At 27.9% G+C, this 13391-nt stretch carries 13 protein-coding genes; 10 read left to right on the top strand and 3 right to left on the bottom strand.

Annotated elements, in window-relative coordinates; translation table 11 throughout:
• The first annotated feature begins 14 nt into the window (after positions 1–14).
• The 8 genes from PHEL85_RS06085 (at position 15) to PHEL85_RS06055 (ending at position 7634) form a co-directional block, all read left to right on the top strand.
• Positions 15–599, top strand: coding sequence for an LUD domain-containing protein (locus PHEL85_RS06085; RefSeq protein WP_036822367.1), 585 nt, complete (start codon positions 15–17; stop codon positions 597–599).
• A 1-nt stretch (position 600) separates the two neighbouring features.
• A complete protein-coding gene (locus tag PHEL85_RS06080) occupies positions 601–1395 on the top strand; it encodes a phosphatidate cytidylyltransferase (RefSeq protein ID WP_036822364.1) in 795 nt (264 codons plus the stop codon).
• A gap of 2 nt (positions 1396–1397) precedes the next feature.
• Positions 1398–2054, top strand: a complete 657-nt coding sequence (locus PHEL85_RS06075; protein WP_036822361.1) for a phosphatidylserine decarboxylase family protein — start codon at positions 1398–1400, stop codon at positions 2052–2054.
• A 5-nt stretch (positions 2055–2059) separates the two neighbouring features.
• A complete protein-coding gene (locus PHEL85_RS06070) occupies positions 2060–2311 on the top strand; it encodes an acyl-CoA-binding protein (protein WP_036822359.1) in 252 nt (83 codons plus the stop codon).
• Positions 2312–2329: 18 nt separating this feature from the next.
• Entirely contained in the window at positions 2330–2959 is a 630-nt protein-coding gene (locus tag PHEL85_RS06065) for a YceI family protein (RefSeq protein ID WP_036822357.1), read from the top strand.
• 131 nt (positions 2960–3090) lie between these two features.
• Positions 3091–6912: a T9SS type A sorting domain-containing protein gene (locus tag PHEL85_RS17285; RefSeq protein ID WP_052108462.1), complete on the top strand. Its 3822-nt coding sequence runs from the start codon at positions 3091–3093 to the stop codon at positions 6910–6912.
• An 18-nt stretch (positions 6913–6930) separates the two neighbouring features.
• Positions 6931–7104 carry a hypothetical protein gene (locus tag PHEL85_RS17930; RefSeq protein ID WP_200882316.1) on the top strand — a complete coding sequence of 58 codons (174 nt, stop codon included), beginning with the start codon at positions 6931–6933 and terminating at the stop codon, positions 7102–7104.
• 80 nt (positions 7105–7184) lie between these two features.
• A complete protein-coding gene (locus PHEL85_RS06055; RefSeq protein ID WP_036822353.1) occupies positions 7185–7634 on the top strand; it encodes a hypothetical protein in 450 nt (149 codons plus the stop codon).
• A gap of 3 nt (positions 7635–7637) precedes the next feature.
• Here the strand turns inward: PHEL85_RS06055 and PHEL85_RS06050 are convergent, their stop codons facing one another.
• The gene (locus PHEL85_RS06050) at positions 7638–8519 is read right to left on the bottom strand and encodes a TIGR01777 family oxidoreductase (RefSeq protein WP_036823189.1); all 882 of its coding nucleotides are present in this window, start codon (positions 8517–8519) and stop codon (positions 7638–7640) included.
• 126 nt (positions 8520–8645) lie between these two features.
• Here PHEL85_RS06050 and PHEL85_RS06045 point away from each other — a divergent pair, with 126 nt between their 5' ends.
• Together PHEL85_RS06045 and PHEL85_RS06040 are read left to right on the top strand one after the other, a co-directional pair.
• Positions 8646–9770, top strand: a complete 1125-nt coding sequence (locus PHEL85_RS06045) for a vWA domain-containing protein (protein ID WP_036822351.1) — start codon at positions 8646–8648, stop codon at positions 9768–9770.
• A gap of 60 nt (positions 9771–9830) precedes the next feature.
• The gene (locus PHEL85_RS06040; protein ID WP_036822348.1) at positions 9831–11297 is read left to right on the top strand and encodes a hypothetical protein; all 1467 of its coding nucleotides are present in this window, start codon (positions 9831–9833) and stop codon (positions 11295–11297) included.
• A gap of 4 nt (positions 11298–11301) precedes the next feature.
• On the opposite strand, the gene PHEL85_RS06035 is transcribed toward PHEL85_RS06040, so the two are convergent.
• Together PHEL85_RS06035 and PHEL85_RS06030 are read right to left on the bottom strand one after the other, a co-directional pair.
• On the bottom strand, positions 11302–11877 hold the full coding sequence (locus PHEL85_RS06035) for a YdeI/OmpD-associated family protein (RefSeq protein WP_036822345.1): 576 nt from the start codon (positions 11875–11877) through the stop codon (positions 11302–11304).
• A gap of 116 nt (positions 11878–11993) precedes the next feature.
• Positions 11994–13316 carry a hypothetical protein gene (locus tag PHEL85_RS06030; RefSeq protein WP_036822343.1) on the bottom strand — a complete coding sequence of 441 codons (1323 nt, stop codon included), beginning with the start codon at positions 13314–13316 and terminating at the stop codon, positions 11994–11996.
• Between the last annotated feature and the right edge of the window lie 75 nt (positions 13317–13391).

Genomic DNA, 13391 nt, shown 5'->3' with positions numbered 1-13391 from the left:
ATATCTTTAATTAAATGAGTTTTTTTAAAAAGTTATTCAATATTCCTGTTAAAGAGGATGAAGACATTCAGAAGCAAGAAGTAGATCTTTCTTTAGATGATTTATTTGTGCATAATTTTGTTGAAAAAGGAGGTAAGTTCTTGTATTGTTCAAAAGAATCTGAAGTTACCGATAATTTAAAAAATATCTTAAAAGAGAATAATTGGAATCAACTTTCACTTTTCAACAATAGTTTATCTGCTTTTTTTACTAATAAAGATGTAGAAATAAGTGAAAGATTGAATTCAGATATTCCTATTTTCTTGAGTTGTGAACATTTAATTGCAGATAAAGGAGATATTTTATTTTCTTCAAATCAATTAAAAAGTTTTAAGTTATCTGAAATGCCTCAAAATTTTATAGTTTATGCAACTACAAGTCAGTTGGTTAATGATATGGGTCAAGGTTTAACTGGTATTAAAATACATCACAAAGAAAAATTACCAACAAATATATCTGCCATAAAAAATTATAGCATCAATAAAAATGATGATAATTTCTTAAACTACGGAAACAGTAACTCAAAAAACTTATATTTGCTGCTATTAGAAGATTTATAATATGAGTAACCTTTTAAGAAGGAGTCTTTCTGGCATTATTTACGTTTTAATTTTTTTATCCGCTATTCTTTTTTCTAAAGAATCGTATATAATTTTAACTTCTTTATTTGCATTAATTTGTATTTGGGAGTTTTCTAAATTAATTCAATTTAAAAGTTTAATAGGATATATTTTCTTTTGTTTAACTTTGTTTCTAATCATAAAAAGACCCGAAAGTTTTGCGATTAAAGGAATTTTAGGAATCACTATAATTTCTTCTTTATTTCTTATTTATTACTTGTTTACTAAAAAAGAAATTACTTTTTCTAATGATAGGTCTAAATCTGGTTTATTAATAAGGTACGTTATCTTTTCGATGATCTTTTTAGTGTTATTACCTATTTATAAAGGAGCTTATAATCCCTATTTAATGATTTCTATTTTAGTTATGATTTGGGTTAATGATAGCTTTGCTTTTTTAGTTGGAAAAAACTTCGGAAAAAGAAAATTATTTGTTTCTGTTTCTCCAAAAAAAACACAAGAAGGTTTTATAGGAGGGTTGGTATTTGCATTACTTTCTGCATTTGCAATAAGTAGGTTTAATAATGATTTTACGGTTACAAATTGGTTGATTATAGCTTTTATAGTAAGTGTAATTGGTACTATTGGAGATTTGGTAGAATCTAAATTTAAAAGACAAGCCAATATTAAAGATAGTGGTAATATTATGCCAGGTCATGGAGGTATGTTAGATAGGTTAGATAGTTTGCTGTTTGCAGCTCCGTTTGTATATTTGTATATTAATTTTATAATTTAAGTATGATTCGTTTTCACAAAGAAGGATATAAAATAATTACTATTGTTTTAATAGCATCGATTGCAGGTATATTATTAGCAGAAAAATTTATTGATATACCTTGGTTGGTAAAAACAATACAAGTTATAATTATTGCTTTTTTAATAATTATTTTACAATTTTTTAGAAATCCCAAAAGAGTAGCTCCTTTAAATGATAATGTTTTAGTGGCACCTGTAGATGGAAAAGTTGTTGTTATTGAAGAGGTAGAAGAACCAGAGTATTATAAAGGTAAAAGATTACAGGTTTCAATTTTTATGTCTCCTGTTAATGTGCATGTAACTAGATATGCTATGAGTGGAGTTGTAAAATATAGTAAATATCATCCAGGTAAATACTTGGTTGCATGGCATCCAAAAGCATCAACAGAAAACGAAAGAACTTCTGTAGTTGTTAATAATAAAGCTTTTGGAGATATATTATACAGACAAATAGCAGGAGCTTTAGCGAAAAGAATTGTTAATTATGCTAAAGTAGGAGATAAAGTGATACAAGGTGCTGATGCAGGGTTTATTAAATTTGGTTCTAGAGTAGATCTTTTTTTTCCTTTAGGTACAAAGTTAAATGTATCTTTAGGTGATAAAGTTAAAGGAGGAACTCAAGTAATAGCAGAAAAATAATATTTATGGAATCTGATTTAGACAAAGAGTTTAAAGAAGCTTTCGATAAAATTTCTGCATTAAGAAAAGCGATTGCTCCAGACATAATGTTAAAATTTTATGCTTATAATAAGCAAGCAAATTTTGGAAATAAATTTTCTTTTAACGATGGACTTAACGTTAGAAGCGCATTTAAATTGAATGCTTGGATGCAATTAAACGGAATGAAACCTGAAGAAGCGAAAAGAAAGTATATTTTATTAGCAAAAACAGTATAAAACTTAAAAAATAACATCATGAAAAGAGTACTATTATTATCATTATTATTAGTTGTAGCATTTAATTTTTCATCTTGTAAATCAGAAAAAAAACCTGATTATAGTAAAGAAAATAAAGTAGAAGCTAAAAAAAGTACTGCAGCTTTCTCATTAAAGAATGCAAAAAACGAGATTAACTTTACTGCTTATAAAACTTCTGATAAAATACCAGTAGGAGGTCAATTTAAAAAAATTGATATTACCACTGGAGGAGAAGGGAATTCAATTAAAGAAGCTATTAATAATGCTGAATTTGCAATACCAGTAAGTAGTATTTTTACGAAAGATACAAGTAGAGATTTTAAAATAAAGAAATTCTTTTTTGGTATAATGGATAGCACAAAGTTATTATCTGGAAAATTAGTGATAGAAAATGACTCTATTGGTTATGCTAACATTAAAATGAATGGAATTACGGAAAAAGTATCTTTTTTATATACTATTGAAGCAAATACTTTTTCTATGAAAGCTACTATGGATATTACTAAATGGAATGCTAGTACAGCTTTAAATTCTTTAAATTTAGCTTGTAAAGATTTACATAAAGGTGCAGATGGAGTTTCTAAAACTTGGAGTGATGTTGCTCTTGATATAAAATCTACTTTTTAAATAATTTTCTTTTTAAATAATTTTATTAAAAAAATTATAGTTATATTTGAGAGTATTTAAAATTAATTAACCCCTAAAAATTAATGATTAATGATTAAGTATTAATTTATACTTTTTTGGCCCCCTAACCAATGACTACAAAATTTTCCCCTAAATTTTTAAGACATGGATTTGTCTTAATATTATTATTACAATCTTTTTACAGTTTTTCACAAAACGCAAATCTTTTTATTACAGTAGATTGGCCTCAATGGGCTAGAGAAAATAAGGTTGAATTATATTCTCCTGCACCTGATAATGAATTGCTTTTAACAGTAACACATCCTTCTGGGTATTTATCTGGTACGGAAACAGGTTCTGGTTCTGATATTTTATCAGGAACTTTCCCAGATCCAACTGCACTTTCTTTAGCAGTAAATGCGAGTACTACAGATGGGTATTATGTAAAACTCTATGATGGTTATGGAGATGGATGGAATTCAAGTGGAAATATGACTATTTCTGTAGATGGAGTTACTGCTTATACTTTTAATGGTAGTTTCGATACAAGTGATTCTAATAATGAAATTAGCCAAATAGCTTATTTTGCAGTAAACCAAGCACTTGTTTTAGATGATGCTTCTTTTACTTATTCAAAGTCAGAATATTGTCAATCTGAAATTGATCCAACTCCAACTATAACAGGTGAAACAGGAGGAACTTTTTCTTCTACTTCAGGTTTAAGTATAAATTCATCAACTGGGTTGGTAGATGTTTCTGCTTCTACAATAGGTAATTATATAATTACATACATAACTACAGCTCCTAATCAAAATAACTCAACTTTTAATTTTGCTATTTCAGATGGAGATATTGCTACTTTTGAATATCCATATTCTTTTGCAACACAAGGAGATGAAGATCTTACACCTACAATAACAGGACAAAGTGGATCTTTTTCATCTACTTCTGGTTTAAGTATTAATTCATCAACTGGTAAAATAGATGTTTCAGCTTCTTCAGATGGATTGTATACCGTTTCATATACAACTAATGGAAGTTGTTCTAAAATATATACAGATTCTGTAAGAATAATTGAGTCGGTATATAATGATGTATCTAACAGTTATCCAAATAATGCTAATAAAAAATATATTGAATACATTCCTGGTACTATGCCAGTTATTATTTCTGCACCTCATGGAGGAACTTTAACAGGAAGTGAATTATCTACTAGAGGTTGTGGAACTGGTGAAATGGATGATAATACAGATATATTAATAAGGGAAATTCAAAAAAAATGTTTCGATCAATTTGGTGTTTATCCTTATATTATTATTAATAATTTAAGGAGAAATAAACTAGATCCAAACAGAAATAAAAGTGTAGCAACGTGTAGTAATACAAATGTATATGAGTATTTTGATGCTTATCATGACTTTATTGATGCAGCAAGTGCAGATATTACAGCAAAGTTTGGTAAAGGATTATATATAGATTTACATGGACAAAGTCACGTTTTACCAAGAATTGAAGCAGGTTATAATTTAACCAGTAGTTCTTATGATGAAGATTTAAATAACTCAAGCACAAATGCAACTGAATTATCTAGAGTAACAATAAAGAATTTAATTAATAACAATCTTCAAAACCTAACTTTCGAAGATTTAGTGAGAGGTTCTCATAGTTTAGGAGGTTTATTACAGACTACTGGAGGATCAGAGTACGATGCTTTAGATCATTCTGATAAAGATAAATATGGTAATGTCTTAAATTGCTCAAGAGATGTTGGTTACAGAACCGTGCCAAGTCATATTGGAGATGGTAATCAAGGTAACTGTGATGATACAAACCCTGGAAATAATGATTATTTTCTAGGAGATTATTATAGTAATATTAGACATGGATCTGGTAGTGTTTCTTATGCAAACACTGTTGTAGGAGGTGGGGGAAATGTTAATGGAGGTGGAGGTACTATAGATGGTATTATGACAGAAGTAAACAGAAGAGTTAGAGATGTTGGTGCTGTTTATACTTCATTATATGGTAGAGCTAATGATGGAAGGTCTGCTACTATTCCTTATTTTTCTAGAGATTATGCACAAGTTATTGAAGAATATATAGACTTACATTATAATGATTTTTCTAAGTTTTCTTATGATACTAGTGTTTATTCAATTTATGGTTTAGATCCTACACCAACAATTACAGGAATTTCAGGTGGAACTTTTTCAAGTACATCAGGATTATCTATTAATTCATCTACAGGTATCATAGATGTTTCTTCTTCAACAGAGGGAGTCTACACTGTTACTTATGTTGGGTTAAATGTTGGAGAATATTATAAGAAAGAAATATCAATAACAATAAATAATAGTGCAGTTACAAATACCTTTACTGCTTCAACAGGAGATTGGTCTTCTACTTCTAATTGGAGTTTAGGAAGATTGCCAATTGCAAATGATAATATTTCTATTCCTGCAGGGAAAACTGCAAATTTAAATTTATCTAATATTTCTGTTTCAGATATTTCAGTAGAAGGAACACTAAATATTAATTCAGGGAAATCTATAACTGTAACAGGAGACTTAACAACATCTGGTACAACAAATGTAACGTCTAATGGTACAAGCAGCGGCTCAATAATTGTTGATGGTAATTCTACAGGAAGTATTACTTATAGTAGATATATTAAAGACAATTCGAACTGGTATTTAATTTCAAGCCCTTTAGAGAATCAAGATATAGATGTTTTTGCGTCAGCTAGTTCTTTAGCATCAGGTTCTGGTTCTAATAGAGGTTTAAGTAATTATAATAATACTGCACCAGGTTGGGATTATTATCAAAATGGTTCATCTACTTCAGGTGATTTTGAGCTTGGTAATGGGCATTCTATAAGGTTAACTTCAGCAGGAAATATAATTTTTACAGGTAATCTAAAAACAGAAAATGTATCTAAAAGTGTTACTGTTGGTTCAAATGGTTGGAATTTAGTAGGTAATCCTTATCCTTCATTTATAAATATGAATAACCCTGCTAGTAGCACTAATAATTTTTTAGACTTAAGTTCTAATTTTTCAATTTTAGACTCTGGGTTTAAAGCAATTTATTTCTGGGATACAGTTTCTCAAACTTATAAACCAATTAATAATGCTTCTGATGCTAAATATTTAGCACCAGGACAGGGGTATTTTGTAAAAGTAAATACTGATGGTAATATAACTTTGAATGAAAAGATGCAAAGTCATCAAACAGGAGATTATTTCTTAAAAAGTAGCTCTGACAGGTTTGAAATAAAATTAAAAATAAATGATGGAACTTCAGAAAAGAATACGGATATTAAATATATAGCTGGTACTACTACTGGTTTAGATGAAGGTTATGATGCTGGATTATTTAATGCGAGTAGTACTTCATTTTCTTTGTATACTCACTTAGTAGTTGCAAGTAATAATACAAAATACGCCTTACAAGCATTACCAGATAGTAATTTTAATTCTATGATTGTTCCTGTTGGATTAAATGCTACTAAAAACTCTGAAATTACCTTTAATGCAGATATTAAAAACATTCCAACTGGTTTAAAAGTTTACTTAGAAGATAAAAATGAAAATGTTTTTACCAGAATTGATGAGAATAACACTTCTTATAAAATAACTTTAGAAGAGGATTTATATGGAGGTGGACGATTTTATCTTCATACAACATCTGAAACACTTAAAGTAGATGAGGTAGTAATTGAATCATCATTAAAGATCTATAAAACAAATAATAACAGCATAAATGTACAAGGAATTGATAATGATACAGCTACTTTGGAACTAATATCAGTTTTAGGAAAAGAAGTTTATAATACAAAACTTGCCAATAAATATAATCAAGAAGTAGTATTACCAAAAGTAAATTCTGGTATCTATTTTGTTCAAATAAAATCAAATTCAGAAAAATTAATAAAGAAAATTATTTTAGAGTAACCCCTAACTTTAATAAAAATGAAACAAAAAGTAGAAAAGAAGAACATTGAAGAGATTTCTAGAAAAGAAGCAATTCAAAAAATTGGTAATTATGGTAAATATGCAGCTTTAACTGCATTAGGTACCTATTTGTTATTAAACCCTAAGTCTGCACAAGCAGCTTCACTTGAAGCTCCTGGAGACGGTTTTTAAAGAAAATCGAACTTAGAGAAAGCTAAAGAATTTATACGAATCCCTATATATTAAATTTTAACCCCTAAAAATTATCAAAAATGAAAAATTTTAAAAAGCAATTTGCAATAGCAATTATCTTATTAACAATAAACTATGTAAGTGCTCAAGATTATTTAATGACCTTAAATGCAACAGCTATAAACTTTATAGATAAAGACGCTAAAGAATTTGAAGGTGAGCCTTTAATTAGTAACCAAACTTTTACATATAACCATGATAATGATGAGGTAGAAGTTATGTTTAACGGAAATGAACATTATGAGTTTCATAATAACAAAAAATATTTTATAAAATCTAATTTATTTTGGGTTTCTGAAGACATCGTTTATGTTACAATAGAAGAATTTACAATACCTAACTTTCCTTTTAAAAAAGGAACAAAAATGAAAATAGAAATTACTAAAGTAGATAATAAATATGTTTATTATAAATCTACTTTAGGTGGAAGAACTTGGCTGGGGAAAATGAAGGAGAGTAGCTTAGAATAATCTTTATTTTAAGTTACTCATAGCCTTCTGGAGCTTTGAAAATCGGAAAGAATACCTCTTATTCTTTTCGATTTTTTTTGTTGAAATTCTACTTCCTTTTAGTAGAATAATTGCCATTTCTCCAAAAATAAGTTTCAATATAAAACTAGGGATTCCAATACCCAAAAAAGGTCTGTTGATACTTTTTGCTAAAGTTTTTGAAAATGATTTACTTGTTTGATAGTCTGGCGCAACTGCGTTAAAAACTCCAGATAAATTACCTTCTATTGCTTTTATGTATAAATTGCATAAATCATCAATATGTATCCATGATATATATTGTTTTCCAGATCCTAAAGGAGAAATTATTGGAGTTTTCATTTTCTCTAAAGCTCCTCCGTTTTTAGCTAAAACAATACCAGTTCTTAAAATTGTTACAGGTATATTTTTTGTAGAAAACAGATGTGCAGCTTGTTCCCATTTTTGGCAAACTTCCCCTAGAAAATCATTACCAACTTTATCTGTTTCTTCAAAAATTTTGTCAGAAGTTATAGTTCCATAATAACCAATACCAGAAGCAGAAATAAAGCCTTTTAAGTCAATTTTTAATTCGTTTATTTTATCAAAAAGTAAATTGGCAGTTTTAACTCTACTATCAATAATTAATTGTTTCCTTTTTTCTGTCCAACGTTTATCAGCAATTCCTGCACCGGCTAAATGAATTATATAATCGGTGTTTTTTAGAGCTTTCTCATCAATATAATTAGAAGAAACATTCCATTTAAATTCATTTTCTTCTTTTGGGTTTCTACTTAAAATTACAACTTCATGATTTTTATCAATTAACATTTGGGTTAATCTTTTTCCTACTAAACCAGTACCACCAGTAATTAAAACTTTTGTCATAATGTAAATATAATTATATTTTTTGTTTAATATTTTTATCTTTTCATAAAACAAATCTATGATAATATATAATAAACTAATGTTAATCCTTTTTAAGAAGTTACTTAAAACCGTATTTTTATAGAAATGAAAAACAATATAAAAAGAAAAGGTTTTATTTTTAAAACCTATGAAGCAGAAAATCAATCTCCTTTTGATAAATTATTTGAAATTTTTAAAGAATTGATTACTCATACTTCAGGTGATTTTGATGAAGCCATAGATTGGTTACGTTCTTTAGATAAAGAATATAAATTAACGGACGAAAATTATACAATTGATGACTTTATTGAAGATTTAAAGAAGAAAGGTTATATAAAAGAAGAAGTAAAAGGTGATGGAACTGGTGGTACAAAAATTACTCCAAAAACAGAACGCGCTATTCGTCAGCAAGCGTTAAATCATATTTTTGGTAAGATAAAAAGAAGTGGTTCAGGTAATCATAAAAGTAAATCTCCTGGAATTGGAGATGAACATACAGGAGATTTTAGAAATTATCAATTTGGTGATTCTTTAGATAAAATATCAATAACAGAAAGTATAAGGAACGCGCAAATTAATAACGGGATTGATAATTTTAATCTCACTGAAAATGATTTAGTCATAGAAGAAACGCTGCATAAATCTCAAATGAGTACTGTTTTAATGATTGATATTAGCCATTCTATGATTTTGTATGGAGAAGATAGAATTACACCAGCCAAAAAAGTTGCCATGGCTTTGGCAGAATTAATTACCACTCGTTATCCAAAAGATACATTAGATATAATTGTTTTTGGTAACGATGCTTGGTCTATAAAAATTAAAGATTTACCCTATTTACAAGTTGGTCCTTATCATACAAATACAGTTGCAGGTTTGCAATTAGCGATGGATTTGTTACGCAGAAAAAGAAATACCAATAAACAAATATTTATGATTACTGATGGTAAACCAAGTTGTTTGCGTTTGCCAGATGGACAGTATTACAAAAATAGTAATGGTTTAGATACATACATTGTAAACAAGTGTTATGCGATGGCGCAACAAGCTAGAAAATTACACATTCCAATAACTACTTTTATGATTGCTCAAGATTCTTATTTAATGCAATTTGTAAGAGCATTTACACAAGCAAACCAAGGAAAAGCTTTTTATACAGGTTTAAAAGGTTTGGGGGAAATGATTTTTGAAGATTACGAAACAAATAGAAAAAAGAGAATTAAAGGTTAAAAATAAGTAACAAAGTTGCAAAGTAAAAAGTTGCAAAGTTTGTTTTTGATAATATAATATATGAACATAAGTACAATCAAAACATTAGGTGAGTTAGTAAAAACAGGATATAAATCTAGGTCGATAAAAGACGAATTAAGAGAAAATATTATTAGTAAAATAATGAGTAAAGAAACTGTTTTTAAAGGTGTTCATGGTTACGAGAATACTGTAATTCCAGAATTAGAAAGAGCAATTTTAAGTAAACATAATATCAATTTATTAGGATTAAGAGGTCAAGCAAAAACGCGATTAGCTAGATTAATGGTTAATTTATTAGACGAATATATTCCAGTTATTGTAGGTTCTGAAATTAATGATGATCCACTACAGCCAATATCTAGATTTGCAATTGAAACTATTAAAGAAAAAGGAGATAATACACCCATTTATTGGTTGCATAGAACCGATCGTTTTGCTGAGAAATTAGCAACCCCAGACGTTACTGTGGCAGATCTTATAGGCGATGTAGACCCAATAAAAGCAGCCAATTTAAAGTTAAGTTATGCAGATGATAGAGTGATTCATTATGGAATGATTCCAAGAGCAAACAGATGTATTTTTGTTATAAATGAGTTGCCAGATTTACAAGCTAGAATTCAAGTTGCATTGTTTAATATTTTACAAGAAGGTGATATTCAAATTAGAGGTTTTAAATTAAGATTACCATTAGATATGCAATTTGTGTTTACTGCTAATCCTGAAGATTATACAAATAGAGGTAGTATTGTTACACCATTAAAAGATAGAATTGGCTCGCAAATTCTAACACATTACCCAGAAGATATTGAAACAGCAAAAACTATTACCCAGCAAGAAGCTAATAAAACGAACTCACAGAAAGAATTTATTCAGGTTCCAGAATTAGCAAAAGATTTGTTAGAACAAATTGTTTTTGAAGCTAGAGAAAGTGAATTTATTGATGCAAAAAGTGGTGTAAGTGCTCGTTTAAGTATTACAGCTTTTGAAAATTTATTAAGTACAGCAGAAAGAAGGGCTTTACTTTCTGGTGATGAAAATACCATGATTCGATTAAGTGATTTTGATGGAATTATTCCTGCAATTACAGGTAAAGTAGAATTGGTATATGAAGGTGAACAAGAAGGAGCACATGTAGTTGCAGAAAATTTAATTAAAAATGCAATTAAAACATTGTTTCCAATGTATTTTCCTGAGATAAAAAAGTTAGAAAAACAAGAAGCGGAATCTCCTTATGATGCTATTATTTCATGGTTTTTTAATGCTGATGAAGATTTTGAATTATTAGATGAATTTACCGAGAAACAATATAAATTAGAATTAAATAAAGTGAAGCCCTTAGATGATTTTCTTAAGAAACACCAACCAAATATAAATATTTCTGATGTATTTTTTGTCAAAGAATTTATTCTTTGGGGATTGGTAGAATTTAAAAAATTAAGTAAATACAGATTTGCAGAAGGCACACAGTTTAAAGATCCTTATGGAAATTTTATGAGTGGATTGTAATTGATTACCAATTTCCACGAGATTTAATATTTGCATTGCATAACCGAATTATTTCAATAATTCGGTTTTTTCTTGTGGCATCTCTTTTTGCTTGATTCAGCCAATACAAATAGCTTTTTCTATAATTTGGTGCAAAGTTTTCGAAGTTTTCAAAAGCTGTTTTATTTTTATTAAATTCGAGTTGTAATTCTTCTGGAATTATCCCTTTTTCAACATCATCTAAAGCTGTCCAAGAACCATTTTGTTTACCAATTTTAATAATTTCTAAACCTCTATCATGCATTAAATTAGCTTCTATTAACTCTTTAATATATTTTTTATTTAATGCGCTCCAAACACTTTTTGGATTTCTAGAACAGAAATATTGTTTACGTTTTCCGTTTCCTAAACTTTTAACAGTAGAATCTATCCAACCAAAACATAATGCAACTTTTACAGCTTCTTCCCAACGCATCGATTCTTCTTTATTTTCTACTTTGTAAAAGATTAAATAAACTCCAATAGAAATATGATGATTTTCTGAAAGCCAATTACGCCATTCAACATCATTTTTAAAATAAAGTTCTGGTTTTTTAGACATTATCGCATAATTTTATTCGGAAAAACATCATTTATAATGGCGTAAATTTTTTAATCTGTTTGTGCTGTTATTGTACAGGTTATCATTAACGATAATAAGATAGTTTTTTCATTTGTTTATTGTTTAAAGTACCAAAAAGGAATACTAATATCAGTTACTTTTAATGTGTCTTTTTTCCTTTTTTTTAATCTTTTTAATTTTAAAATATGTTTCCCGTCAGAAATGTTTTTTAAGTTGATATAAGTTTCAAAACCAAATTGCTCTTTTTTGTTTTTTGCAATTAAAAAATCTGAATTTAATTTTAAGGTATCAATATAAACTTGATGTGTGTTATTAAAAACCTCTAGATATTTTTTTGTCAAACTATCTCTTTTTTGCATAGATTCTGTTGAGTTAAACATAACAATATCAGTTTTAAAACCCCTTTTATCTTCTTTTGGTTTTAATGATGGGTGATAGCTATAAAGTCTATCCTCAACACTTTCTGTAAATACTCTAAATAGCTTAATATATGGTTCTGTTATAACTTTAGATTGTATGGTTGCAATTCTTGGGAAGTCATCATCATTTATTAATAAATCTTCATAATTTTTTGCATCTATATATGTATTTGTAACATGTTTTGCAGATTCTAAATAATTTGTTTTATTGTGTTTAAAAGAAATTAAAATTGAGATGGCAATATAAGAAGGTACTAAAAATAAACTCAATCTTCTTGTAAACTTATTGTCTAAAAAATTATAAACTAAAGGTCTGTATAAGAATGTTAAAGTTAAAAAGCTGAAAACCCAATAAAATGGAAAATAAATTTTTGATAACCATTTTTTCTTTTTTAAATAACCTTGAGTTAAAAAATCTATAAAAACGAGTAAAGCACCTATCAATATAAAAAATAATAGAAAAACTCCTATAATAGTTCTAAGTACTTCTGGTAAGTTGTCATTTGAGAGAATTAATGTTGCAATACCAACAATACAAAGTGAAATAATTGATATTGAAATCACATAAAAAATGAGAAGAAAAGAAATAGCAAATAAAACACTACAATAGTTTTCTAGTGTTGCTACATATTTATCAAAAGAAACAATTTTTTTTCTTAAATAGTTTGTAAATTTATTTTGATAATTTAATTTTTCAAAATCTATATCTCCAGAAACATATCTTAATCCTAAAGAACCAATCCATAAACCTCTTAAAATAACGTGTACTAATAAATTAAAAATTAAGACAGAGCAAGCAATAAAAGCAATTAATAAAGCTACAAAAGAATAAATTTGCCTATCATTTTCAGCAATAATCATTGCTGTTCTAATATGAGGAATTGAAGTTATTAAACCAAAAATGGCAAAACCAGAAATCAGTAATTCTAGTTGCCAACTTTCTTGTTGTAACTTGTCTAGTAATTCTTTAAACTTATTGTCTTTAAAATTATTACTCATAGAAAATTAATTTTGCTCTAAGATACAGACTTTTTAAAAACAAAAAAACCACTTCAAAAAATTGAAATGGTTTGT

It is taken from the genome of Polaribacter sp. Hel1_85, from assembly GCF_000766795.1.
Lineage (GTDB): Bacteria > Bacteroidota > Bacteroidia > Flavobacteriales > Flavobacteriaceae > Polaribacter.
The sequence above is the reverse complement of the archived record's forward strand: the minus strand, read 5'-3'. Positions and strand labels throughout refer to the sequence as shown.